This window comes from Pseudomonas sp. GW460-12-10-14-TSB1 (genome assembly GCF_017349775.1).
Taxonomy (GTDB): domain Bacteria; phylum Pseudomonadota; class Gammaproteobacteria; order Pseudomonadales; family Pseudomonadaceae; genus Aquipseudomonas; species Aquipseudomonas piscium.
This window is the reverse complement of sequence record NZ_JACNAC010000048.1, coordinates 1-24,360: the sequence shown is the minus strand read 5'-3', so window position 1 is coordinate 24,360 and position 24,360 is coordinate 1. Positions and strand designations below refer to the sequence as shown.

The 24,360-nt window shown below is 63.6% G+C and carries 19 protein-coding genes; 8 read left to right on the top strand and 11 right to left on the bottom strand.

Annotated features, from left to right (window positions below):
- Nucleotides 1-93: 93 nt before the first annotated feature.
- From J4D52_RS23200 to J4D52_RS23170, 7 genes are all read right to left on the bottom strand, one after another.
- Complete coding sequence (locus tag J4D52_RS23200) at nucleotides 94-1,623, bottom strand: DHA2 family efflux MFS transporter permease subunit (RefSeq protein ID WP_102677750.1); 1,530 nt, start codon at nucleotides 1,621-1,623, stop codon at nucleotides 94-96.
- 65 nt (nucleotides 1,624-1,688) lie between these two features.
- Nucleotides 1,689-2,891 carry an efflux RND transporter periplasmic adaptor subunit gene (locus J4D52_RS23195; protein WP_102677749.1) on the bottom strand — a complete coding sequence of 401 codons (1,203 nt, stop codon included), beginning with the start codon at nucleotides 2,889-2,891 and terminating at the stop codon, nucleotides 1,689-1,691.
- A gap of 15 nt (nucleotides 2,892-2,906) precedes the next feature.
- Nucleotides 2,907-4,376 (bottom strand): efflux transporter outer membrane subunit, encoded by a 1,470-nt coding sequence (locus J4D52_RS23190; protein ID WP_025804724.1) that lies wholly within the window; start codon nucleotides 4,374-4,376, stop codon nucleotides 2,907-2,909.
- Complete coding sequence (locus J4D52_RS23185; RefSeq protein WP_025804726.1) at nucleotides 4,377-4,850, bottom strand: MarR family winged helix-turn-helix transcriptional regulator; 474 nt, start codon at nucleotides 4,848-4,850, stop codon at nucleotides 4,377-4,379. It abuts the gene before it with no gap.
- Between the two features lie 215 nt (nucleotides 4,851-5,065).
- Nucleotides 5,066-8,740 (bottom strand): translocation/assembly module TamB domain-containing protein, encoded by a 3,675-nt coding sequence (locus J4D52_RS23180; protein WP_102677748.1) that lies wholly within the window; start codon nucleotides 8,738-8,740, stop codon nucleotides 5,066-5,068.
- Complete coding sequence (locus tag J4D52_RS23175; protein ID WP_102677747.1) at nucleotides 8,737-10,464, bottom strand: autotransporter assembly complex family protein; 1,728 nt, start codon at nucleotides 10,462-10,464, stop codon at nucleotides 8,737-8,739. The genes J4D52_RS23180 and J4D52_RS23175 overlap by 4 nt, the downstream gene beginning before the upstream one ends.
- Before the next feature lie 63 nt (nucleotides 10,465-10,527).
- Entirely contained in the window at nucleotides 10,528-11,178 is a 651-nt protein-coding gene (locus J4D52_RS23170; protein WP_102677746.1) for an N-acetyltransferase, read from the bottom strand.
- A gap of 218 nt (nucleotides 11,179-11,396) precedes the next feature.
- Between J4D52_RS23170 and xthA the strand changes: the two genes are divergently transcribed.
- Nucleotides 11,397-12,209: an exodeoxyribonuclease III gene (gene xthA, locus J4D52_RS23165; protein ID WP_063432031.1), complete on the top strand. Its 813-nt coding sequence runs from the start codon at nucleotides 11,397-11,399 to the stop codon at nucleotides 12,207-12,209.
- Nucleotides 12,210-12,265: 56 nt separating this feature from the next.
- Here xthA and J4D52_RS23160 read toward each other — a convergent pair whose 3' ends face one another.
- Nucleotides 12,266-12,592: a YegP family protein gene (locus tag J4D52_RS23160; protein WP_102677745.1), complete on the bottom strand. Its 327-nt coding sequence runs from the start codon at nucleotides 12,590-12,592 to the stop codon at nucleotides 12,266-12,268.
- A 250-nt stretch (nucleotides 12,593-12,842) separates the two neighbouring features.
- Between J4D52_RS23160 and J4D52_RS23155 the strand changes: the two genes are divergently transcribed.
- Complete coding sequence (locus tag J4D52_RS23155) at nucleotides 12,843-14,225, top strand: substrate-binding domain-containing protein (protein ID WP_102677744.1); 1,383 nt, start codon at nucleotides 12,843-12,845, stop codon at nucleotides 14,223-14,225.
- Between the two features lie 80 nt (nucleotides 14,226-14,305).
- Here the strand turns inward: J4D52_RS23155 and J4D52_RS23150 are convergent, their stop codons facing one another.
- Nucleotides 14,306-15,535, bottom strand: coding sequence for an acyl-CoA dehydrogenase (locus J4D52_RS23150; protein WP_016701915.1), 1,230 nt, complete (start codon nucleotides 15,533-15,535; stop codon nucleotides 14,306-14,308).
- 210 nt (nucleotides 15,536-15,745) lie between these two features.
- Here J4D52_RS23150 and J4D52_RS23145 point away from each other — a divergent pair, with 210 nt between their 5' ends.
- From J4D52_RS23145 to J4D52_RS23135, 3 genes are all read left to right on the top strand, one after another.
- Nucleotides 15,746-16,672, top strand: a complete 927-nt coding sequence (locus J4D52_RS23145; protein WP_009044615.1) for a LysR family transcriptional regulator — start codon at nucleotides 15,746-15,748, stop codon at nucleotides 16,670-16,672.
- A gap of 168 nt (nucleotides 16,673-16,840) precedes the next feature.
- Nucleotides 16,841-17,245 (top strand): MerR family DNA-binding transcriptional regulator, encoded by a 405-nt coding sequence (locus tag J4D52_RS23140; protein ID WP_025804737.1) that lies wholly within the window; start codon nucleotides 16,841-16,843, stop codon nucleotides 17,243-17,245.
- Nucleotides 17,246-17,371: 126 nt separating this feature from the next.
- Complete coding sequence (locus J4D52_RS23135) at nucleotides 17,372-18,271, top strand: hydroxymethylglutaryl-CoA lyase (protein WP_102677743.1); 900 nt, start codon at nucleotides 17,372-17,374, stop codon at nucleotides 18,269-18,271.
- A 390-nt stretch (nucleotides 18,272-18,661) separates the two neighbouring features.
- Here J4D52_RS23135 and J4D52_RS23130 read toward each other — a convergent pair whose 3' ends face one another.
- Together J4D52_RS23130 and J4D52_RS23125 are read right to left on the bottom strand one after the other, a co-directional pair.
- Complete coding sequence (locus J4D52_RS23130; protein WP_155738298.1) at nucleotides 18,662-18,919, bottom strand: hypothetical protein; 258 nt, start codon at nucleotides 18,917-18,919, stop codon at nucleotides 18,662-18,664.
- Between the two features lie 7 nt (nucleotides 18,920-18,926).
- A complete protein-coding gene (locus J4D52_RS23125; protein ID WP_102677742.1) occupies nucleotides 18,927-20,621 on the bottom strand; it encodes an AMP-binding protein in 1,695 nt (564 codons plus the stop codon).
- A gap of 225 nt (nucleotides 20,622-20,846) precedes the next feature.
- On the opposite strand from J4D52_RS23125, the gene J4D52_RS23120 reads away from it, so the two are divergent.
- The 3 genes from J4D52_RS23120 to J4D52_RS23110 form a co-directional block, all read left to right on the top strand.
- Entirely contained in the window at nucleotides 20,847-22,010 is a 1,164-nt protein-coding gene (locus tag J4D52_RS23120) for an isovaleryl-CoA dehydrogenase (RefSeq protein ID WP_025804740.1), read from the top strand.
- Between the two features lie 11 nt (nucleotides 22,011-22,021).
- Nucleotides 22,022-23,629, top strand: a complete 1,608-nt coding sequence (locus J4D52_RS23115) for a carboxyl transferase domain-containing protein (protein WP_102677741.1) — start codon at nucleotides 22,022-22,024, stop codon at nucleotides 23,627-23,629.
- A gap of 17 nt (nucleotides 23,630-23,646) precedes the next feature.
- Nucleotides 23,647-24,360, top strand: a 714-nt coding sequence (locus J4D52_RS23110; RefSeq protein WP_207272157.1) for a gamma-carboxygeranoyl-CoA hydratase, incomplete at its 3' end; no start/stop codon positions are given.

Sequence of the window (24,360 nt, the reverse complement as noted above, 5' to 3'; positions counted from 1 at the left end):
CGTTCTATCGCGAGCAAGCTCGCTCCTACAAAAAGGTACGCCTTCCTGTAGGAGCGAGCTTGCTCGCGATAACTCCTCTGCCCCACCGCGATATCAGTGCCCCGCCGACGCCGGCCCGGCCTTGGCCGTGAACGGCGGCTTGGCCAGCCACACCAGCAGAATCAGGCCCATGAAGCTCCAGCCCAGCAACGTGAAGTAGTCCACGGTGGACATCATGTACGCCTGGCCGGTCAGCACCTGGTCCAGCTGCGCGTAGGCCTGGTTGCTGGCACCGCCCAGGGTGCCCAGGGCATCGCGGGTGGCCGGCTCGAAGGTGCTGATGTGTTCGCCCATATAGGCATGATGCTCGTTCGCCCGACGGATCCAGATCCAGGTGGTCAGCGAGGCGGCGAAACTGCCGCCCAGGGTCCGCAGGAAGGTGGCCAGGCCGGCGCCATCGGCAATCTGGTGCGGCGGCAGGTCCGACATCAGGATGCTCAGGGTCGGCATGAAGAACAACGCCACGCCGATACCCATGAACAGCTGCACCAGGGCGATGTGCTGGAAGTCCACCTCGTTGGTGAACCCGGCGCGCATGAAGCAGCTCAGGCCGATCGCCAGGAACGCCAGCCCGGCCAGCAAGCGCAGGTCGAACTTGTGCGCATACTTGCCGACGAAAGGCGACATCAGCACCGGCAGGATGCCCATCGGCGCCACCGACAGGCCGGCCCAGGTCGCGGTATAGCCCATCTGGGTCTGCACCCACTGCGGCAGGATCAGGTTGATGCCGAAGAAACCGGCATAACCGCCCACCAGCACAATGGTGCCGATGCGGAAGTTGCGGTGGGCGAACAGCCGCAGGTTGACCACCGGATGGCGGTCGGTCATTTCCCAGATCACGAACACCGCCAGGGCGATCACCGAAATCAGCGTACCGATGATGATGAAGTTGGATTCGAACCAGTCCAGGTCGTTGCCCTTGTCGAGCACGATCTGCAAGGCCCCGACGCCGACGATCAGGCTCAGCAGGCCGATATAGTCCATCGGCTGGCGGCTGGTCACTACCGGCCGCGCCTTCAACTGCTGCTTGACCACCCAGGCGGCAAACAGGCCGATCGGTACGTTGATGAAGAAGATCCACGGCCAGCTGTAGCTGTCGGTGATCCAGCCGCCGAGAATCGGCCCGGCAATCGGCGCCACCACCGTGACCATCGCCAGCAGCGCCAGGGCCATGCCCCTTTTCGCCGGCGGGTAGACCGCGATCAGCAGGGTCTGGGTCATCGGGTACAACGGCCCGGCCACCACCCCTTGCAGCACCCGAAAGCCCACCAGCTCGGGCATGGAGGTGGAAATCCCGCAGAGGAACGAGGCCAGCACGAACAACAGGGTGGCCCAGATAAATAGCTTCCCTTCGCCGAAGCGCCGGCTCAGCCAGCCGGTCAGCGGCAAGGCGATGGCGTTGCTCACGGCAAACGAGGTGATCACCCAGGTGCCCTGCTCCGAACTCACCCCGAGGTTGCCGGAGATGGTCGGCAAGGCCACGTTGGCGATGGTGGTGTCGAGCACCTGCATGAAGGTCGCCAGCGACAGGCCGATGGTGCTGAGCAACAGGCTGGGCGGCGTGAAAGAGGCGTTATTGCTCATCGCGAATCCTATGAAGCGAGGCAGGCGCCGCGGCCGCTAGCGGCCGCAGCAGAGGGATCGGCGAATCAGCGCTGCGCGGTCTTGCCGATGGCGGCGCTGTTGTCGTGGATCAAGCGGGCGATCAGGGCATCGGCCTCGCTCAATTGGCGGTCGTAGACGCTGGTACTGAACGAAGCCTTTTGTGGCGGCTGCTGGGCCAGTACCGGGCCGCTCTGGTCGTGCAGGTCGACGTTGACCACCGTCGACAGGCCGACCCGCAGCGGGTGCTTGGCCAGCTCTTCGGCGTTCACGTGGATACGCACTGGCACCCGCTGCACGATCTTGATCCAGTTGCCGGTGGCGTTCTGCGCCGGCAACAGGGCGAAGGCACTGCCGGTACCGGCGCCCAGGCTGTCGATGGTGCCGCTGTACTTGACCTCGCTGCCGTAGATATCGGCCTCGATGTCCACCGGCTGGCCGATGCGCATGTCACGCAACTGGGTTTCCTTGAAGTTGGCGTCGATCCACAGCTGGTCGAGCGGGATCACCGCCATCAGCGCGGTGCCCGGCTGTACCCGCTGGCCCAGTTGCACGGTGCGCTTGGCGACATAACCGGTCACCGGGGCGATCAGCGTGCTGCGGGCGTTGGTCAGGTAGGCCTGGCGCAGTTGCGCGGCGGCCGCCTGTACGTCCGGATGGTTGGAAACCACGGTGTCGTCCACCAGCGCGTTGGTGGTATTGAGCTGCTGCTGGGCATTGGCCAAGGCGTTCTGCGCCGAGGTCAGGTCATCGCGGGCGTGGGACAGTTCTTCCTGGGAAATCGCCCCGCTGCTGGCGAGGGTCCGGCGACGGTTGAAGTTGTCCTGGGCTTTCTGCACTTCGGCCTTCTGCGCCGCCACCTGGGCGCGCATGCCGTCGACATTGCTGTACAGCCCGCGCACCTGGCGCACGGTGCGGGCCAGGTTGGCCTCGGCGCTTTGCAGGCCGACCTCGGCATCGTTGGGGTCGAAGTTGATCAGCACCTGGCCTTCGTGGACCAGGTCGCCATCGTCGGCGCCGATGCTGACCACCGTGCCGGTGACCAGCGGGGTGATCTCCACCACGTTGCCGTTCACATAGGCGTCGTCGGTGCCTTGATTCCAGCGTCCGTAGAGTTCGTACCAGGCAAAGACCCCCAGCCCGCCCAGGACGATCAGCGCCACCAGGCCCAGCAGCATGACCTTGCGTTTGTGCGGGTTAGCGGCGTCCGGGGTGTTTTCAGGAGCGTTGTTGCTTTCGGCAGTGGCCATGATGAGTACCTTGAATTATTGATTGCGCGAGGCTGGGGTCGGGGTGGCCGCGGCCAGATTGTCGGTCTGGAAACCACCGCCCAGGGCCTGCATCAGTTGGATCGACAGGTCGATCTGCTGGGCATTCAGGGTCGCCAGCTGACGCTGGGCCTGCAGCAACTGCTGCTCGATGCTGAGCACGTCCAGGTAATTGCCGATACCCGAGCCGTAGCGCTGGACCACGGTGTCGTAGGAGTCCTGGGCGATGTCGGTGGCGTGTTGCTGGGCAGCAATCTGCCGACCGATGTCACGCAACTGGGAGATGGTGTCGCTGACATCCCCCAGGGCAGTCACCAGGCTCTTGTTGTACTGCGCCACGGCCAGGTCGTAGTCGGCGTCCCGGGCATCCAGGTCGGCGCGCAGGCGGCCACCGTCGAAGATCGGCAGCGACACGGTCGGGGCGATGTTGAAGAAGCGGCTGGCCGATCCGAACATCGCGTCCCCCAGCAACGCTTGAGTGCCCGCGGCGGCGCTCAGGTTGAGGTTGGGGTAGAAGTTGGTCTTGCCGGCGTCGATGCTCTTGCTCGCCGCCTCGACCCGCCAGCGCGCGGCCACCAGGTCCGGACGGCGGCCCAGCAGTTCCGCCGGCAGCACCGACGGCAGCGCCACCGCGCTGGCCTGCAGGACTTTCGGCCGGGCGATTTCGTTGCCCCGGTCGGGGCCTTTGCCGAGCAATACCGCGAGGGCGATCTTGGCGCTCTGCAGGTTTTTCTCGGCGTCGATCAGGCTGGCTTCGGAGCTGGCCTCCAGGCTTTCGGTCTGCTGGTACTGATACTGGCTGTCGATGCCCGAGCTCAGGCGTTTCTGGCTCAGCTCGAGCATCTGCCGGGTGCGCTTGAGGTCTTCATCGGCCAGGTCATGGACGATATGCGCCTGGCCCAGGTCGCTGTAGGCCCGGGCCACGTCGGCGGCCAGGGTCAGTTGCGCGGCCTGGCGATCGATCTCGGCGGCGCGGGCCTGGCCCAGGGCGGCCTCCCAGGTATCGCGCTGGCCGCCCCAGAGGTCGAAGGTGTAATTGAAGTTGGCTGTCAGGCTGCGCAGGGTGCTGTAGTTGTCGCCCTGCCCGCTCGGGTCCTGCGAGCGAGCCAGGCGCGAGCGGCTGACGCTGCCGCTGGCATCCAGGGTCGGCATGCGCGCCGCATCCGCGGCATAGGCCGCCGCGCTGGCCTGGTGGGCCCGGGCGCTGGCGATCTGCATGTCGGGGCTGTCGTGCAGGGCTTCGCGGATCAGGCCATCGAGTTGTGGATCGCCCAGGCTCTTCCACCAGTCGCTCTTCGGCCAGGCCGCCGGCGACAAGGTCACGCCATTCAGGGATTGTCCGGCCTTGAGGGATTTGGCATCGAGGCTCACCCCTTCGGTTATCAGGCCACTGTAGTTGGCACAACCGGCCAGGCTCATGGCCAGCAGTACCAGGCTCAAACGGGCACGCAAGGTTTTACTGCTCATTTACTTATCACCTACCCGCAACACAGTGATCGGGTCACCGGCCGCCAGCAAAATTTTCTTGAGGAGCTGCTCCAGGGTTTTCAACTCTTCAGGGGTAATGGCGCCGGCCAATTCATTCATGGCGTCGGCGCCGATGTGCGGCAGACGGTCGGCGAGCTTCTGGCCCTCCTCGGTGAGCACCAGGCGCACCTGACGGCGGTCGTGCTCCGAGCGTTGGCGGGCGAGGAAGTCCTTCTGCTCCAGGCGATCGAGCATGCGGGTCATGGAACCGCTGTCGAGGGACAGGTGGCGGCACAGCTCGGCCGGGGTGTCGACGCCGAACTGGGCCATGATGATCAGCACCTTGAACTGCGCGGCGGTGATGCCGTGGGGTTCCATGTGGGTGTCGATGATCCGGTCCTTGAGCAGGGCCGCGCGGCCCAGCAAGAGCCCGAGGTGGCAATTTTGGAAACCGTCTGGGGTGAAGTGCTTCATCTGACCACCTGTTAGCTGCCTAGGCAGCGAAAGTATGTCGAGATGTTACTGCCTAGGCAGCCAATATCCAAACAATAATTAGCATGCTTACTATTAAGCTAATTAATGGGAAAGTCTTGAAATCGAAAAAAACGGGGGAAGAAATACCGGCTGGAGGGTTATGGCTTGGTGGTAGCCAGCCCCCTCGTCAAAGGGGACTGGATCGCTGACGGTTATCAGAAGTCGCGCTTGTAGAAGATATCCAGCGAGCTGGCGACGCCGCTGGCCGCTTCCAGGTAGACCTTTTTGCTCAGCTTGTAGCGCAGGGCGATGGTGTTGGCCGGCTCGAAGACCCCCACCCCGTAACGCAGGCTGAGGCGCTCGGAAATATTGCCACTGGCCACCACGCTGGTGGTATTGCCGCTGCCCTGGGTGTCGAGCTGGAAGTCGTCGATCCCCAGGTCCTTGGCCAGCCCGCCGGTGATGTTCGAGCTGCCCATCAAGCCAAGGCCCAAGGCGGCTTGCGCCAGCATGTTGTTGTCCTCGCCGGTGGTGCTCAAGGGACGCCCGAGCACCAGGTAGGACAAGGCCTGCTCCTGGCTCATGGCTGGCTCCGAGAAGATCTGCGTGGTCGGCTGTTCGGCGCTGCCACTGAGGCGGATACCGGCGATCACGTCATCGGTCTGGCGGATCGCCTCGATGTCCAGGTACGGCTGGTCGATCGGCCCGGCGAACAGCAAGCGCGCCCGGCGCACGGTCAGGCGCTGGCCGTAGGCGCGGTAGCGGCCGTCGTTGAGCCACAGCTCGCCACGGGTGTCCATATTGTCGCCGATGTGCACATGGCCTTGCAGGTTGGCGGTCAGGCCAAAACCGGTGAAGCTGAGCTTGTCCTCGCCAACCACCACATCGATGTCCATCGCCATGGCCATCGGCGCTTTGCCCTCCTCGGTCTGGTGGCCGATGATCACGGTGTCGTCCGACACCTTGACCGTCGACGGCGGCAACTCACGAACGGTGATTTCGCCCTTGGGCACCTGGACCTTGCCGGCGATCGCCAGCTTGTCGTCCTTCATCGAGATCTTCAGGTCCGGCGCCACGTCCAGCACCGCATAGGGCTCGACGGTGACCGGCAGCTGCGAGCCCTTGAGGCTCAGGTCCACCACCAGCGCCTGGCCCCAAGTGATATTGCCGTTCAGGCTGCCCTGCCCGGCCTTGCCACTCTTCCAACCACCGTTCAATTGCACGCTTTCACCAGAGATCAGTGCCTGCAGTTGCAGGTCCTGGAGGCTGATGGGCAATTCGGGACCGGAGACTTCACCACCGCTGAGGGCCAGGTTGCCGTTGACCTGCGGCGCCAGCAGACCACCGGAGATGCGCCCGCTGCCGTTCAGGGTGCCGGCGAGCTTCTCGACCATCGGCACGAACGGCCGCGCCACCGCCAGGTCCAGGCCGCTGAGGCGGAACTCGCCGGACAGCGGCTTGTTTTTCGGCAACGGATTGATCTGCGCCTGCAGCATCAGTTCACCGAGCTTGCCGCCGCTGAACGCCAGCTGCGTATCGATACGCTTGGGGTTGAGGGTGGTGTCGATTTTCAGCGTCTGATACGGGAAGTCCAGCCACTGCTGCTTTTCCTTGACCCGCAAGGTGCCGCCGCTGGCATCCAGCAGGATCCGCCCCTGCGGGCCGCCGGCCGGTACGTCCAGCTTGATATCGGCGTTGAGCCGGCCCTTCCAGGCGAAGTCCTTGGGCAGCCACTGCGCGAGGCTGTCGATCGGGAACTGCTTGAGGTGGTAGCGCAACTTGGGCTCGGGCATCAGCCGCTGATCCTCGCCGCACAGGCTGGCATCGCCGCTGGCCCAGCAATGGGCGCCGAAGTTGAGCTTGCCGTCGGCCAGGTATTCGAGCTTCGCCGGGGCCTGCAGCCTCCAATCCTGGCCACCGGTCTGGATATCGCCGCTGGCCAGGCGGCCGCGCCAGTTGCCCTGGTCCAGCTTGCCGTCCAGGCCCAGCGCCAGCTTGAGCTGCGGGCCTTGCAGGTCCAGTTGCAGTTTCTGGTTCTTGATATCGCCCTGGCCGCTGGCTGTCAGCGTCCCCAGCGAGGTTTCACCGACCTGGATCCCGGCCCCCTTGAGGTCGATCCGCGCCCGTTGCGCGCTGTCCAGGTTGGCATCGAGCTTGAGGCTCTGCAGGCGATTGTCGGCGAACACCAGTTGCTGGCCTTGCAGGTCGAGCTTGCCCTGCGGCGCCTTCAGGGTGCCGGCCACATCGAGGCGGCCGTTGAGCTGGCCACGCAACTCGGGCCACAGCTGGCCAAGACGTGGCAACTTGATATCGAGCTGCCCGGCCAAACGTTGTTGCAGGCGGCCGGAACCGTTGATGCGGTTGTCGCCCAGGCGGATATCCAGCGCGCTCAGGTTCCATTGCTCGCCAGCGCCATCGGCCTTGGCCTGCAGCACCACCGGCTGGCCGCGCAACTTGCCCTTGAGGTCGAGGTCAGCGTTGAGCTTGAGTTGCTCATTCTTCATCTCACCCTGGCTGCGCAGCGGCCCGGCCAAGGTGCCCGGCAGCTCGGCGACCCAGTACGCCGGGTTGATCGCCGACAGGTCCAGCGCGGTGTCCCAGGCGATGCCATCGGCGAATTGCAGGTTCAGGTGGCCTTCGGCCTTGCCCTGGCCGGCCGCGAGCTTGAACTGGGGCAGGAAGATTTTTGTCAGGTCGCCACTGAACGGGCTGCTGAGGCTGAACGCCCCCGCCGGGCCATCGAGGTCGCCCTTGAAGTTGCCCAGGTAATTGCCATCGCGGTAGGCGACTTCAGCATTGAAACGGCGCACCGCCACGGCGGGTTCTTCGATCAGCGGGTACAGGCGATGCCAGGGGAAATCCAGCCAGTCGAGCTTGGCTTCGGCGTTCAGGCCCTGGCTCCAGTCCAGTTGGCCGGTCAGCTTGAGGTTTTGCTTGTCGTTGGCGGTCAGGTCCAGCGCGGCGATCTGCGCGCCCTTGGCGTCGACCTTGCCTTGCAGCGCCAGTGCCACCGGCCCCTGTTCGGCCGGCAGGGTAGCCTTGCCCAGCAGTTGGTAACCCGCCTTGAGGTCACCTTTGCCGATCAGCTCCAGCTGATTGAGCATCAGGGTATCGGGCAGATCGGCGCTGGCCTTGAAGCCATCGGCGGTGATCCGCACCTGGGCCGGCAGGTTCTCCGCCAGCGGTTGCAGCTCACCGCTCAACCGACCTTGCAGATAACCACTGCTGTCGGCCGCAAGCTTGAGGGTCTTCAACAGGTCGCCGTCGACCTTCAGCACCAGCGCCCAGGGTTCACTGCCGGGCGCCGGCAGGGTCAGGGTACCGGTGGCGCTCAATGGCCAGTCGCCGCTGGGCGACAACAACCCCGAAAGATTAAGGCTGAGGTCGTCGCGTTGCAGGCTCACCGAGTCGATCTGCAGGCCCTTGGTCGTCCACTGCGCCGCCAGCTGCAGGCCCTTGAGTTCCTCGCTGCCATTGAACTGCAGGCTGCCGACCCGCACCTGACCCAGCTCGATGGCCAGGGGCAGCTGCAGATCCGGCAGGCTGATCGGGCCGCTGCTCTCTTCTTCCGCACCCGGCGGGAATTGCAGGCTGACCTGCTCCACGTCCAGTTGCTCGATGCACAGAGTCATGCGCATCAGGCAGGCCGGCGACCAGGCGAATTTCGGCGCCTGGAGTTCGACCCGGCTGCTGTCCTGCTGCCACAACAGATGATCGGCGCTCCACTGCCCGCCCAGGCGACCGGCGAAGTTCTCCACCGTCAAACCCGGCACCAGGCCCAGGGCCCAGCGACTGCCGGCCTGGGTGCCGAGTATCGAAGCCAGCGCCAGTACCAGCACCGCCACCAGCGCAAGCAGCACCAGTAGCGCAATCTTCAAACCACGCTTCACAGCTCTGGCCCCATGGAAAAGTGCAAGCGAATGCCGCCGTCATCGTCCAGCGCACGGGCGAGGTCGAGGCGGATCGGCCCCACCGGGGACACCCAGCGCACGCCGACACCGACCCCGGTCTTGAGGTTCGGCAGTTCAAGTTTGTCGAAGGAGTTGCCCTGGTCGACAAAGGTCGCCAGGCGCCATTTTTCCGCAATGGCGTACTGGTATTCGACGCTGCCGGCCACCATGTAGCGTCCGCCGATCCGGTCGCCGTCGGAGTTCTCCGGCGACAGGCTCTGGTAATCGTAACCCCGCACGCTCTGATCGCCACCGGCGAAAAAGCGCAGGGACGGCGGGACCTTCTTGTAGCCGTTGGTGGCGCTGCCACCGAACTGCACCCGGCCGAGAAACCGATGGTTGTCCCACACCGTGGTCAGGCCCTTGAGCAGCACGGTGCCATATAACAGGTTGGTGTCCGAGCCCAGCCCTTCCTTGGCCAGCTTGGTGTCGAATTGCAGGCGATAGCCATTGTGCGGGTCGATGCGGTTATCGCTGCGCAGGTAGGAATAGCTGACGCCGGGCATCAACAGGGTACTCAGGCCCGAGTCGTCGCCGAGGCGGTATTCCTCGCGCTGCCACTTCAGCGAGATGACCCGCTGCCAGCCGCTGGGCAACTTGCTGTGCCACTCGGGACCGAGGGTGAGCAGCTTGCTCAGGGTGTCAGTGTTGGCGATTTCTTCGTTCTGATAGCCGCCGGCAAAACGCAGCTTGTCGGTCAGCGGCGGGTCCAGCGGTATGTCGTAGAACAGGCCGACGTTCTGCCGCGGCGCGGAGACTTCCGCCTCCCAGCCATAACTGTGACCTTGGGCATTGACCCAGTGCCGGGTCCAGTTGGCCTTGGCCCGCGGCCCGACGTCGGTGGAAAAACCCAGGCCCAGGCCCATGGTGCGCGGCTTGCGGGTTTCCAGCTGGACCGCCACTGGAATCACCTCGGCGGTGGCCGCGGTCGGCGCCGCGTCGACTCGCACGCCTTCGAAGTAACCGCTCGATTGCAGCGCCTGGTTGAGTTCGGCGATCAGTTCGGAATCGTAGGGGGCGCCAGCCTTGAACGGCACCATGCGTTGCAGCAGGTCTTCGTCGAACGGCGTATCGCCGGCAAAACTGACCTTGCCCAGGGCATAACGCGGACCGCTTTCGTACACCAGTTCGATATCCGCCACCCCGGCCTGGGGGTCCACGGCCAGCTTCTGCCGGGTGAAACGCCCGCTGAAAAAGCCGTAGCGCGACGCCTGGTTCTGGATCAGCCGCTTGGCGTCTTCGTAATGACCGTGATTGAGGACCGCGCCGCTTTTCAGCTGGTCGCTCCTGGGCACACGAAAGCCCTTGAGGGAGGCCGCCGGGCCATCGACCCGAATGGTGACATTGCGCAGATGCACCGGCTCGCCGGGATCGATATTCAGCACCAAACGCGGCTTTTCGCCGCCTTTGACTTCGCTGCTGATCTGCGGCTGGTAGTAGCCCAGGGCCTGGGCGGCCTTGCGGGCCTGCTCCTCGGCGCCACGGCTGAAACGCAGCAGAGCCTCCTCGTCGCGATCGCCAACCCCGCCAATGTAGCCCTCCACATTGGCCTTGAGCTCATCGTTAGAGGGTTTGACCCTGACGTCCAATTCGCTTTGCGCCAGTGCCGCACAGCTTGTGAACAGCAGCAGAAAGCCGCTGGTGAATCTTCCTGAAAACTTCATAGGCGCGAATGCTATCACGAGCAGGGAGCCCGATAGAGCGCACAAATGCGAGGAAAGTTCTGTTCAGCCGGTCGCGCTTTGCAGAACCTGCGGGTTGGCGTGAAAGAAAATGTGCTCGCGGACCGGGCCGACGGCGATCTCGCCAATCTCTTCGTAACCCTGGCGCTCATAGAACGCCAGGTAACGCGGGTTGCCGGTGTCCAGCACCACGCCCTGGGAATGCTCGTCCTCCGCGCACCAGTTGTGCACCGCCTGCAGCAACTGCTCGCCGAAATGCTTGCCCTGGAACTGCGGATGAATTCCCAGCAGCGGCAGCACATGCACCGCATCGCTGGGCAGGCAGCCCAGCACCGCCGCGTGATAGTCCAGGTAACGCCGGGTGCAGCGGAAACCGGTACTGAGCACCATGCGCAGGCGCCAAGCCCAACTCTCGGTAATGCCCAGGCGACGCTGGGGCGGTGCGATCAGGGCGATACCGATCAGCCGGTCGTTGACCAGCAGGCCGATGGCCGGCAGGTCCTGAATGAAGTGCTGCTTGACCAGCTCACGCACCGTGGCCCGCACCCGTTGTTCGTAACCCGGGCGTTCGGACTCGAACAGATAGGCGAAGGTCGGCTCGTGGCGATAAGCCTGATACAGCAGGGAACGGGCTTCGCGGGCATAGCCGCTGTCGAGCATATGAATGTCGGCGATGGCAGTCGAGGTTTCAGGCATGGCGATTGGTCTCCCCCTGGGCCCGGCTTGAAGTGGCCGCGCTGGGTGGCGGCAAACTTGTGCCAGTTATTGGTGTGCTCATAGCTACGAGCTTTGCAGGCCCGCGATCGTTCCACTGCGCGCTGCTCATGGACCTTAGCAGCGCATCCGCCCTGCCGCCACGCTGGCCGCCGGGCGACTTGTCGGCTAGCATCGCAGTTTTGCCAGGACTGCCGACCATGAAGATCGTCTCGTTCAACATCAACGGGCTGCGTGCCCGCCCCCATCAGTTGGCGGCGCTGATCGAAAAGCATCAACCGGACATCATTGGCCTGCAGGAAACCAAGGTATCGGACGACCAGTTCCCCCTGGACGAAGTCCAGGCGCTGGGTTATCACGTGCATTTCCATGGGCAGAAAGGCCACTACGGTGTCGCCCTGCTCTCGCGTCAGGCGCCGCTGGCGCTGCACAAGGGCTTCGACGGTGACGAGGAAGATGCCCAGCGGCGCTTTATCTGGGGCACCTTCGCCGACGTCGATGGCACCCCGGTGACCATCATGAACGGCTACTTCCCCCAGGGCGAAAGCCGCGACCACCCTACCAAGTTCCCGGCCAAGCAGCGTTTCTACAGCGACCTGCAGCACCTGCTGGAAACCCGTTTCAGCAACGAGCAGCCGCTGGTGGTCATGGGCGACGTGAACATTTCCCCGGAAGACTGCGACATCGGCATCGGCCCGGACAGCATCAAACGCTGGCTGAAAACCGGCAAGTGCAGCTTCCTGCCGGAAGAACGCGAGTGGATGGCCCGCCTGAAGAACTGGGGCCTGGTGGACAGCTTCCGCCACCTCAACCCCGAGGTGGCCGATCGCTTCAGCTGGTTCGACTACCGCAGCCGCGGTTTCGAGGACGAACCCAAGCGCGGCCTGCGCATCGACCTGATCATGGCCTCCCGCGGCCTGTTGCCACGGATCAAGGATGCCGGGGTAGACTACGACCTGCGCGGCATGGAAAAACCTTCCGACCACGCACCGATCTGGCTCGAACTGAGCTGATCGCCAGGCATAAAAAAGCCCATCCTGCGATGGGCTTTTTTTATTGTTTCAGCGTCTCAACACAGTTCGACCCGGGTGCTGGTGCCGGCCTGCATGATGGCCTCGATGGCGGACTCACGGGTCGGCTCCGAGTCATACAAGTGGCTGACCAGGATCACCTCCTTGCCGGCCTTGAGATTGAAGTAGGATTTGCCGCCAGGGGCGATCTTCTTTTCGTAACTACCCGGGGACGTGCAGTGCTTGCGCAACAGCGCGATGGCTGCATCGACACTCTCACGACAAGGGTAACGGTCGCTTTGAAGCATGGTCTGCGCGTCCTTGGACTTCAGCAAGAACCTGAAACCTCCGCTGCCATATTGCTTCAGCTCGAACCAGCCACTCATTTCATACTCCTTTGACACAAGCAAATTGCAGCCAGGGCTGCATCGACGCCTGGTGACGACGAGAGTCGGCGTGCGCCAATTCCCCTCCAGACAAAGTTTTCAACTCTACTGAGCCAGCTGTGCCGGGTCTTTAAGAGCATTCTGAAAAGCCATGAGAAGGCTCTGGTTACCCCCATCAGCTGTCACATCCCCGTCACCTCCCTGACTTAATCTCGCCGCACTCGCTCTCGCCATAGAAGGCCATTGCCGCATGTCACGCGTTTCCACCGTCAGTGAACGGGACCTCTGGTGCCGCACCCTCTGCCTGCTGCTGGTTGGCTTCGTTTGCTACGCCCTGCCCTGGTCGGTGTTCGCTGCCCTGCCCCTGGCCGGCGACAACCAGCCGGTGTTGCGCATCCAGGGCTCCAACACCATCGGTGCCGCGCTGGGTCCGGCCCTGGTCAAGGGCCTGATGCAAGAACAGGGCTTGCTCGACATACGGATCGAGGCATCGGGCAAAGACAATGAGCGTCGGGTGACAGGCCAGGATGCCCAGGGCCGGCGCGTTCTCGTCGAGATCGCCGCCCATGGCTCCAGTACCGGCTTTGCCGCACTGAAGAACGCCAGCGCCGACCTCGCCGCCGCGTCACGACCGATCAAGGACAGCGAACTGGTGGAACTGGAAGCCCTCGGCGACCTGAAAGACCCCGACGCCGAACAGGTGATCGCCATCGACGGCCTGGCGATCATCCTCCACCCGCAAAACCCGCTGACGCGGCTGGACACCGAACAACTGGCGCGGGTATTCAGCGGCGAGGTGAAAACCTGGGAAGAACTGGGTGGCGTCGGCGGTGCCATTCACCTGTACGCCCGCGATGATCGATCCGGCACCTACGACACCTTCAAGGAGCTGGTGCTCGCCCACCGCGGCAAGAACCTGAGCACCACGGCGAAACGCTTCGAGTCCAGCGAGCTGCTCTCCGACGCGGTCAGCCACGATCCCCAGGGCATAGGTTTTATCGGCCTGCCCTATGTGCGCCAGGCCAAGGCCGTGGCGATCGTCGACGGCGGTTCGCAGCCGATGTTGCCCCTCGACAGCCTGATCGCCACCGAGGACTACCCGCTGTCCCGGCGCCTGTACTTCTACCTGCCACCCGATGAGCAAAACCCCTGGGCCAGCGCCCTGGTGCGTTTCGCCCAAAGCGCCAGGGGCCAGGCCATAGTCGCGACCAACGGTTTTATCGCCCAGACGGTGCTGGCCATGAGTGTCACCCCCGCCCCGCAGATGCCCGAGGGTTACCAGGCCATCGCCCGGCAGGCGCAGCGCCTGACCGTGAACTTCCGTTTCGAGGAAGGCAGCGCCACCCTCGACAACAAGGCACGCCAGGATCTGGCGCGGGTCCTGGATTTTTTGAAGCGCTACGACAAATTGAACAAGCGCGTGACCCTGGTCGGCTTCGGCGACGCCAAGAACGATCCGGCACGCGCGGCATTGCTGTCCAAGCTGAGAGCCATGACCGTGCGCCGGGAGCTGGTGAGAAACGCTGTGGTGCTGCGCGAGATCCGCGGTTTTGGCGCGCAGATGCCGGTCGCGGCCAATACCGCGGACGAGGGGCGGATCAAGAATCGGCGGGTGGAGGTCTGGGTGTATTGAGGGAGGGAAAATCGGCGGCGTAATCGAGGATGTTATCGCGGGCAAGCCTCGCTCCTACGCAAGCTTGCCCGTGATCGCTTTTAGTGCCCGCTGCGCAGCATTTCCTTGGGCACGTACTTGCCGATTTCAAACTTGCCGATGGCCGCGCGGTGCACTTCGTCCGGGCCGTCGGCCAGGCGCAAGGTACGCTGCATGGCGTACATGTAGGCCAGCGGGAAATCGTTGGACACCCCGGCCCCGCCATGAATCTGGATGGCCCGGTCGATCACCTTCAAGGCCACGTTCGGCGCCACCACCTTGATCTGGGCGATTTCGCTTTTCGCCACCTTGTTGCCGACGGTGTCCATCATGTACGCCGCCTTCAGGGTCAGCAGGCGTGCCATATCGATCTCCATCCGAGAATCGGCGATCTTGTCGACGTTACCGCCCAGGCGCGCCAGCGGCTTGCCGAATGCGGTACGACTTACCGAACGCTTGCACATCAATTCCAGCGCGCGCTCGGCCATGCCGATCGAACGCATGCAGTGGTGAATCCGGCCCGGGCCAAGGCGGCCCTGGGCGATCTCGAAACCACGGCCCTCGCCCAGCAGCACGTTCTCGTAGGGTACCCGTACGTTGTCGAACAGCACTTCGGCATGGCCGTGGGGCGCGTCGTCGTAACCGAACACCGGCAGCGGCCGGACAATCTTCACCCCGGGGGTGTCGACCGGTACCAGGATCATCGAGTGCTGCTGGTGGCGCGGCGCGTCCGGGTTGCTCAGGCCCATGAAGATCAGGATCTTGCAGCGCGGATCGCAGGCGCCCGAGGTCCACCACTTCTTGCCGTTGATCACCCATTCGTCGCCATCGCGCACCGCACGGGCGGCCATGTTGGTAGCGTCGGACGACGCCACATCCGGCTCGGTCATGGCGAAGGCGGAACGGATCTCACCACGCAGCAGCGGCTCCAGCCAGCGTTGCTTCTGCTCTTCATTGGCGTAGCGCACCAGCACTTCCATGTTGCCGGTGTCCGGTGCCGAACAGTTGAAGGGTTCCGGCCCCAGCAGGGAGCGGCCCATGATCTCCGCCAGCGGCGCGTATTCGAGGTTGGTCAGGCCGGCGCCGAGTTCCGACTCGGGCAAGAACAGGTTCCACAACCCCTCGGCCTTGGCCTTGAGTTTGAGCTCTTCCATGATCGCCGTCGGCTGCCAGCGATCGCCTTCGGCGACCTGGCGTTCGAACACTGCTTCAGCCGGATAGACATAAGTGTCCATGAACGCGGTCACGCGCTCACGCAGTTCCTGAACCTTGGGGGAATAGGCGAAATCCATGGGCAGCTACCTTCTTGGCGAGGTGGTTGAGGGCATGGAACCGATGCTAGAACAGCTTACGAAAATTTACCTAGCCTATTCTCGGCGTGTATTAACATTCATCACCGATATATGATTGACTGATCGGGCAGGCCATCAGCCCACTGGTCGGACTGACAATATTCCCGGACTCGACAATCCCCCGGCCCCTAACAATAAGAGTGCAGCGCAATGAATCTGAGCAAGGTCGACCTCAACCTTTTCATCGTCTTCGACGCGATCTACACCGAAGCCAACCTGACCCGTGCCGGGCAGATCGTCGGCATCACTCAGCCCGCTGTCTCCAACGCCCTGGCTCGCCTGCGCGAGACCTTCAACGACCCGCTCTTCGTGCGGACCGCCCAGGGCATGGTGCCCACGCCCATGGCACAGAACATCATCGGCCCGGTGCGCAACGCCCTGTCGCTGCTACGGGTGTCGGTGCAGGAAAGCCGCATCTTCAACCCCTTGCAGGCGGTCAAGACCTACCGCATCAGCATGACCGACCTGACCGAGGCGGTGATCCTGCCGCCGCTGTTCCAGCGCCTGCGGCGCCTGGCCCCCACGGTGATCATCGAGAGTTTCCTGTCCAAGCGCCGGGAAACCACCAAGGAACTGGCCGCCGGCCGCCTGGACTTCGCCGTCGATGCCCCCCTCAACACCGACCCGCAGGTCCGCCACGTCAAGCTGATGGAGGACCGCTACGTCTGTGCCATGCGCAAGAGCCACCCGCTGGCGAACAAGGAAAAACTCAGCCTCGACGACTACCTGTCGCTGACCCATATCCACATCTCCAGCCGCCGCAGCGGCCTGGGTTACGTCGACCTGGCCCTGGGCAAGATGGGCATCCAGCGCAAGATCGCCCTGCGCTCCCAGCATTACCTGATGGCTTCGCAAGTGCTGCAACAGACCGACATGGTCATGACCGTGCCCGAGAGATTCGCCCGTCGCCACGACCTGCAAGCCTTCAACCTGCCGGTCAACGACGTGCCACCGCTGGAGACCCACCTCTACTGGCACGAAAGCACCGACCAGGACCCGGCCAACCGCTGGATGCGCGAGCAGATGATCGAGCTGTGCCAGCAGGTGACGGCCCACGAGAAAAAACTCGAGAAGTGACCGGTAGGAGCGAGGCTTGCCCGCGATAAGGAAGAACGTGGTGGTTCAGGGAAACCTCAACGTACCCATCGCGGGCAAGCCTCGCTCCTACGGATAGGGTTGCATCTTGCTTGACGTATACGTCAACCTCGAATTAGTTTAACGCCAAGACCTTTTTCGAGTGCCCCCATGAGCAGCCAGACCTACAGCATTTCCGACCTCGCCCGCGAGCTCGACATCACCACCCGGGCCATCCGCTTTTATGAAGAACAAGGCCTGCTCGCCCCCGAACGTCGTGGCCAGGAACGCATCTACTCGCCACGGGACAAGGTCAGCCTGAAGCTGATCCTGCGCGGCAAGCGCATCGGCTTCTCCCTGGCCGAATGCCGCGAGCTGATCGAACTCTACGACCCCAGCAGCGGCAACCTGAAGCAGCTGCACAGCATGCTGGCGAAAATCGCCGAGCGCCGCGAACAGCTGGAGCAGCAGTTGCTGGACATCGAACAGATGAAGCTGGAGTTGGACACCGCGGAAGAGCGCTGCACCCAGGCGCTGGAGCAGACCATCAAGAATCAGAAAAGCGCCGTGCAGTAACCGCCCCAGTAACACAGACAATCTGCCAGACAGACCACAGTGCCTGGTTTTACGCCGACTTCGTCGCCGAGCGCAGCCTGCGGCAGCGGCTACATCAGCGGCCCTACATATAAAAGGTAAAGCCCCATGTCCCTCCCCACCCATGTGCGCCTGGTCGAAGTCGGTCCTCGCGACGGTTTGCAGAACGAAGCCCAGCCCATCAGCGTCGCCGACAAGGTGCAACTGGTGGACGCCCTGAGCGCGACCGGGCTCGGCTATATAGAAGTCGGCAGCTTCGTCTCGCCCAAATGGGTGCCGCAGATGGCCGGGTCCGCCGAGGTGTTCGCGCAGATCCAGCGCAAGCCGGGGGTGACCTACGGCGCCCTCGCCCCGAACCTGCGCGGTTTCGAAGACGCCCTGGCCGCCGGGGTCAAGGAGGTCGCGGTGTTTGCCGCCGCCTCCGAGTCCTTCTCCCAGCGCAACATCAACTGCTCCATCAGCGAGAGCCTGGAACGCTTCGTACCGATCATGGAGGCGGCGAAACAGCATGGCGTTACCGTGCGCGGTTACGTGTCCTGTGTGCTGGGCTGTCCTTACGAAGGCGAGGTAGCGCCGGAACAGGTCGCGGTGGTTGCCCGCGAGCTGTACAGCATGGGCTGTTACGAAGTGTCCCTGGGCGACACCATCGGCACCGGCACCGCCGGCGCTACCCGCCGCATGTTCGAGGTGGTGGCTGCCCATGTCCCGCGGGACAAGCTCGCCGGGCACTTCCACGACACCTACGGCCAGGCTCTGGCCAATATCTACGCCAGCCTGCTGGAAGGCATCGCGGTGTTCGACAGCTCCATCGCCGGGCTCGGCGGCTGCCCCTACGCCAAGGGCGCCAGCGGTAACGTCGCCAGCGAGGACGTGCTGTACCTGCTCAATGGGCTGGGCATCGAAACCGGTATCGACATGGAGCGCCTGATCCTCGCCGGCCAGCAGATCTGCTCCGTGCTGGGGCGCCCCACCGGCTCGCGCGTCGCCAAGGCCCGTTACCCAGGTTGAGGGGGTTGCCTGTTTCAGGGTGTTACCGGCCGCTCTAGCGCACGCTCGAAACGGGTAACACGGAAACAGTTTGTCGATTTTCTAGCGGTACAGATGAAAGACCATTTTTATTAAGTCGTTGATTTTAAAGGATTTTAAAAAGTTGGCACGGCTTCTGCTATATCTCTGGCATAACAAGAATAAAAAGCAGCAAAGCTAATAAAAATAAGACGAAACGACTCTGACATAACAAAAACAACACGGCAGAGACGCAGCTAACAGATTTTTTTGGAGAGGATGTGTTTTCCAGGGTGTCTTTAACAATAAGAGCCACCCGCAACCGGGCAGAGAACAATAAAACTACCCCAAGGTAGCTCCCGAACTGGTTGGTCGCTCAAGCGAGAAAATAGATCAGCGCTCAAAAAAATACGTTTGCTCTTGATCCCGGATGGGGATCGCCAAAAACAGCGGTAAAGGGTAACGGTTGCCAAAAACAACAACAGACCGCCCCTCAATAATAAAAAAAGAGCACGCAACGACAAAAATTAAAGGGGAGCTTCGGCTCCCCTTTGTGCTTTCTGCCATTCCTGTTTTCTTCCCTGATTCGGCGGCGACCTTGGGGTCGCTATCGCGAGCAAGCTCGCTCCTACAAAGAGCGAGCTTGCTCACGATGACATCAGGAACGCCCGCGCAACTCCTCGATGCTGATCTCGCGCATCCTGAACTTCTGGATCTTGCCGGTCACGGTCATCGGGAATTCCTCGACGAACTTGAAGTAACGCGGCGTCTTGAAGTGAGCGATACGCTCCTTGCACCAGGCCTGCAGCTCCTCCTCGCTGGCGCTGTGGCCGGGGTGGAACTTGATCCAGGCGACAATCTCTTCGCCGTATTTCGAGCACGGGATGCCGATCACTTGCACGTCGGCCACCGCCGGATGGGTGAAGAAAAACTCCTCCAGTTCGCGCGGATAAATGTTTTCGCCGCCGCGGATGATCATGTCCTTGTTGCGCCCGGCGATGCACACGTAACCCTGCTCGTTCATGGTCGCCAGGTCGCCGGTGTGCATCCAGCCCGCCTGGTCGATGGCTTCGGCCGTGCCCTGGGGGTTGTTCCAGTAGCCCAGCATCACGCTGTAACCGCGGGTGCACAACTCACCGATGGTGCCCCGCGGCACGATATTGCCCGCCTCGTCGATGATCTTGCTTTCCAGCTGCGGCTGGGTGCGGCCGACCGTGGTCACGCGCAGTTCGAGGTCGTCCGCCGGGCCGGTCTGCAACGACACCGGGCTGGTTTCGGTCATGCCGTAGGCGATCTGCACTTCACTCATGTGCATCTCGCTGATCACCCGGCGCATCACCTCGATCGGACAGGTGGCCCCGGCCATGATCCCGGTGCGCAGGCTCGACAGGTCGAACTCGGCCCGTCGTGGCTGGTCGAGCATGGCGATGAACATGGTCGGCACGCCGTACAGCCCGGTGGCCTTTTCCTCGGACACGGCGCTCAGGGTCAACAACGGATCGAAGGCATCGTTGGGGTAGATCATGGTGGTGCCGTGGGTCACGCAGCCCAGGTTGCCCATGACCATGCCGAAGCAGTGGTACAGCGGCACCGGGATCACCAGGCGGTCCTCATGACCCAGGCCCAGGCTCTCGCCGACCATATAACCGTTGTTGAGGATGTTGTAGTGGCTGAGAGTCGCGCCCTTGGGGAAACCGGTGGTGCCGGAGGTGTACTGGATGTTCACCGCCTGGTCGGGGTCCAGGCTGTCCTGGCGTTCGCGCAGCGCTTCGACGCTGACGCCGGCCCCCAGGTCGGCCAGTTGCGACCAGGGCAGAAAGCCCGACGGCGGCTGCGCGTCGAGGCTGATCACACCGCGCAAATCCGGCAGGCGCTCGCTCTGCAACTGGCCGATGGACTGCTGCGCCAGCTCGGGCGCCAGGCCCTGGAGCATGGCGTGGTAATCGGAGGTCTTGAACGCGCCGGCGCACACTAGCCACTGGCAACCGGACTGCTTGAGCACGTATTCCAGCTCGGAGCTGCGATAGGCCGGGTTGATGTTCACCAGGATCGCGCCGATCTTGGCACTGGCGAACTGGCTGATGCACCACTGGGCGCAGTTGGGGGCCCAGATGCCCAGCCGGTCGCCGGTCTTGAGCCCCAGGGCCAGCAGCGCCCGGGCATGCAGATCGACGGTTTCGGCCAGTTGCTGCCAGCTGTAGCGCAGCTGCTGATGACGCACCACCAGGGCTTCGCCCTGTGGGTATGACGCCACCGTGCGATCGAACGCCTGACCGATGGTCAGCGCCAGCAAGGCCTTGTCCTGCGTGCCGCGAGTGTAGCTGCGCCCCGGCGCGGATGCGGGTTGATCCATGATGACCCCTATTGTCTTTATTAGTGGGCAAGCATGAGCCAGGCGTGTAGCGAAGGAGCCTGGCCCCCAGCGAAAACGCCCCTACTCTGGCGCAAGTTGACGTTTACGTAAAGGGTGATTGACAGCCACCTGTCGCAGGCTTACGTTAACGTAAAGGTGAGAGCCGGATCACCCGCTCTCTACAGCCCGACTCCCTTACATAAAAACAAGTTTGAAGGTGCCCCCATGAGCTATCCGACCCTGAACTTTGCCCTCGGCGAAACCATCGACATGCTCCGCGACCAGGTGCAGGCCTTCGTCAAGGCCGAGCTGGCGCCACGGGCGGCACAGATCGACGTCGACAACCTGTTCCCCGCCGACATGTGGCGCAAGTTCGGCGACATGGGCCTCTTGGGCATTACCGTGCCGGAAGAGTACGGCGGTGCCGGCCTGGGTTACCTGGCCCACGTGGTGGCCATGGAAGAAATCAGTCGTGGCTCGGCCTCGGTCGCCCTTTCCTACGGCGCCCACTCCAACCTCTGCGTCAACCAGATCAACCGCAACGGCAACCACGAGCAGAAAAGCAAATACCTGCCCAAGCTGATCAGCGGCGAACACATCGGCGCCCTGGCCATGAGCGAACCCAACGCCGGCTCCGACGTGGTGTCGATGAAGCTGCGCGCCGACAAGCGCGGCGACCACTACGTGCTCAACGGCAGCAAGACCTGGATCACCAACGGTCCCGACGCCAACACCTACGTGATCTACGCCAAGACCGACCTGGAAAAGGGCCCGCACGGCATTACCGCATTCATCGTCGAGCGCGACTGGAAAGGCTTCAGCCGCAGCAACAAGTTCGACAAGCTGGGCATGCGCGGCTCCAACACCTGCGAGCTGTTCTTCGATGACGTGGAAGTGCCGGAAGAAAACATCCTCGGCATCCTCAATGGCGGCGTGAAGGTACTGATGAGCGGCCTGGACTACGAGCGTGTGGTGCTCTCCGGCGGCCCGACCGGGATCATGCAGGCCTGCATGGACCTGGTGGTGCCCTACATCCACGACCGCAAGCAGTTCGGCCAGAGCATCGGCGAGTTCCAGCTGATCCAGGGCAAGGTCGCCGACATGTACACCCAGCTCAACGCCAGCCGCGCCTATCTGTATGCCGTGGCCCAGGCCTGCGAACGCGGCGAGACCACGCGCAAGGACGCCGCCGGGGTGATCCTCTACAGCGCCGAACGCGCCACCCAGATGGCCCTGGACGCAATCCAGATCCTCGGCGGCAACGGCTACATCAATGAATTCCCCGCCGGCCGCCTGCTGCGCGACGCCAAGCTGTATGAAATCGGCGCCGGCACCAGCGAGATCCGCCGCATGCTGATCGGTCGCGAACTGTTCAACGAAACCCGCTAACGGAGCTGTCCATGGCTATCCTGCATACCCAGCTCAACCCCCGTTCGGCGGAATTCGTCGCCAACAGCGCGGCGATGCTCAAACAGGTCGATGCCCTGCACACCCTGCTCGCCCAGGTCCAGCAAGGCGGCGGCGCCAAGGCCCAGGAACGGCACACCTCGCGCGGCAAACTGCTGCCGCGCGAACGCATCAACCGCCTGCTTGACCCGGGCTCGCCCTTCCTCGAAGTCAGCCAACTGGCGGCGTACGAGGTGTATGGCGAAGACGTGCCGGCCGCCGGGGTGATTGCCGGCATCGGCCGGGTGGAAGGCGTCGAATGCATGATCGTGGCCAACGACGCCACGGTGAAAGGCGGCTCCTACTACCCGCTGACCGTGAAAAAACACCTGCGCGCCCAGACCATCGCCCAGCAGAACCGCCTGCCCTGCATCTACCTGGTGGACTCCGGCGGCGCCAACCTGCCGCGCCAGGACGAGGTATTTCCCGACCGCGAGCACTTCGGGCGGATCTTCTTCAATCAGGCCAACATGAGCGCCCAGGGCATCCCGCAGATCGCTGTTGTCATGGGCTCCTGCACCGCCGGCGGGGCCTACGTGCCGGCCATGGCCGACGAAGCGATCATGGTCCGCGAACAGGCCACCATCTTCCTTGCCGGCCCGCCGCTGGTGAAGGCTGCCACCGGTGAAGTGGTCAGTGCCGAAGACCTCGGTGGCGCCGATGTGCACTGCAAGATCTCCGGTGTCGCCGACCACTACGCCGACAGCGACGAACACGCCCTGGCCCTGGCCCGGCGCAGCATCGCCAACCTCAACTGGCGCAAGCAGGGCGAGTTGCAGCAACGCGCGCCGATCGCCCCGCTGTATGCCAGCGACGAGCTGTACGGGGTGATTCCGGCGGACGCCAAGCAACCCTTCGATGTGCGCGAAGTCATAGCGCGGCTGGTGGACGGTTCGGTCTTCGATGAGTTCAAGGCGCTGTTCGGCACCACCCTGGTGTGCGGCTTCGCTCACCTGCACGGCTACCCGATCGCCATCCTCGCCAACAACGGCATCCTCTTCGCCGAGGCCGCGCAGAAAGGCGCGCACTTTATCGAACTGGCCTGCCAGCGCGGCATCCCGCTGCTGTTCCTGCAGAACATCACTGGCTTCATGGTCGGGCAGAAATACGAAGCCGGCGGCATCGCCAAGCACGGCGCCAAGCTGGTGACCGCGGTGGCCTGCGCCAAGGTGCCGAAGTTCACGGTGATCATCGGCGGCAGCTTCGGCGCCGGTAACTACGGCATGTGCGGCCGCGCCTACGACCCACGTTTCCTGTGGATGTGGCCCAACGCGCGGATCGGCGTGATGGGCGCCGAGCAGGCCGCCGGGGTGCTGGTGCAGGTCAAGCGCGAGCAGGCCGAACGCAGCGGGCAGCCATTCAGCGCCGCCCAGGAAGCCGAGATCAAGCAGCCGATCCTCGATCAGTACGAACACCAGGGCCATCCGTATTACTCCAGCGCCCGGCTGTGGGACGACGGCGTCATCGACCCGGCGCAGACCCGCGACGTCCTGGCGCTGGCCTTGTCCGCGTCCCTCAACGCCCCTATCGAACAGAGCCGCTTTGGCGTGTTCCGCATGTGACCCGGAGCGAAACCGACATGAACGACTTCAACACCCTGGAACTGCTGAAGGACCCGCGTGGTTTCGCCACCCTGTGGCTCAGCCGTGAAGAAAAGAACAACGCCTTCAACGCGGAAATGATCCGTGAGCTGATCCTCGCCCTGGATCAGGTGCAAAGCGATCCGGCCCTGCGCTTTTTGCTGGTGCGCGGCCGTGGCAAACACTTCAGCGCCGGCGCCGACCTGGCCTGGATGCAGCAGTCGGCCGAACTCGACTACCACACCAACCTCGACGACGCTCGTGAGCTGGCCGAGCTGATGTACAACCTGGCCAAGCTGAAGATCCCGACCCTGGCCGTGGTGCAAGGCGCGGCCTTTGGTGGCGCCCTGGGCCTGATCAGTTGCTGCGACATGGCCATCGGCGCCGACGACGCGCAGTTCTGCCTCTCGGAAGTCCGCATCGGCCTGGCCCCGGCAGTGATCAGCCCGTTCGTGGTGCAGGCCATCGGCGAACGCGCGGCGCGCCGCTACGCCCTGACCGCCGAGCGTTTCAGCGGCCAGCGGGCCCGGGAAATCGGCCTGCTGTCGGAAAGTTACCCGGCGACCGAGTTGGAACAACAGGTGGCGTCGTGGATCGACAACCTGCTGCTCAACAGCCCGTGCGCCATGCGCGCCAGCAAGGACCTGCTGCGCGAAGTCGGCAACGGCGCCCTGACCCCGGCCCTGCGTCGTTATTGCGAGAACGCCATTGCC

Excerpts from the sequence above, each read along its gene's own strand:
- J4D52_RS23200 (WP_102677750.1), bottom strand. The coding sequence starts at position 1,623 with ATGAGCAATAACGCCTCTTTCACGCCGCCCAGCCTGTTGCTCAGCACC.
- J4D52_RS23195 (WP_102677749.1), bottom strand. The coding sequence starts at position 2,891 with ATGGCCACTGCCGAAAGCAACAACGCTCCTGAAAACACCCCGGACGCC.
- J4D52_RS23190 (WP_025804724.1), bottom strand. The coding sequence starts at position 4,376 with ATGAGCAGTAAAACCTTGCGTGCCCGTTTGAGCCTGGTACTGCTGGCC.
- J4D52_RS23185 (WP_025804726.1), bottom strand. The coding sequence starts at position 4,850 with ATGAAGCACTTCACCCCAGACGGTTTCCAAAATTGCCACCTCGGGCTC.
- J4D52_RS23175 (WP_102677747.1), bottom strand. The coding sequence starts at position 10,464 with ATGAAGTTTTCAGGAAGATTCACCAGCGGCTTTCTGCTGCTGTTCACA.
- J4D52_RS23170 (WP_102677746.1), bottom strand. The coding sequence starts at position 11,178 with ATGCCTGAAACCTCGACTGCCATCGCCGACATTCATATGCTCGACAGC.
- xthA (WP_063432031.1), top strand. The coding sequence starts at position 11,397 with ATGAAGATCGTCTCGTTCAACATCAACGGGCTGCGTGCCCGCCCCCAT.
- J4D52_RS23160 (WP_102677745.1), bottom strand. The coding sequence starts at position 12,592 with ATGAGTGGCTGGTTCGAGCTGAAGCAATATGGCAGCGGAGGTTTCAGG.
- J4D52_RS23155 (WP_102677744.1), top strand. The coding sequence starts at position 12,843 with ATGTCACGCGTTTCCACCGTCAGTGAACGGGACCTCTGGTGCCGCACC.
- J4D52_RS23150 (WP_016701915.1), bottom strand. The coding sequence starts at position 15,535 with ATGGATTTCGCCTATTCCCCCAAGGTTCAGGAACTGCGTGAGCGCGTG.
- J4D52_RS23145 (WP_009044615.1), top strand. The coding sequence starts at position 15,746 with ATGAATCTGAGCAAGGTCGACCTCAACCTTTTCATCGTCTTCGACGCG.
- J4D52_RS23140 (WP_025804737.1), top strand. The coding sequence starts at position 16,841 with ATGAGCAGCCAGACCTACAGCATTTCCGACCTCGCCCGCGAGCTCGAC.
- J4D52_RS23135 (WP_102677743.1), top strand. The coding sequence starts at position 17,372 with ATGTCCCTCCCCACCCATGTGCGCCTGGTCGAAGTCGGTCCTCGCGAC.
- J4D52_RS23125 (WP_102677742.1), bottom strand. The coding sequence starts at position 20,621 with ATGGATCAACCCGCATCCGCGCCGGGGCGCAGCTACACTCGCGGCACG.
- J4D52_RS23120 (WP_025804740.1), top strand. The coding sequence starts at position 20,847 with ATGAGCTATCCGACCCTGAACTTTGCCCTCGGCGAAACCATCGACATG.
- J4D52_RS23115 (WP_102677741.1), top strand. The coding sequence starts at position 22,022 with ATGGCTATCCTGCATACCCAGCTCAACCCCCGTTCGGCGGAATTCGTC.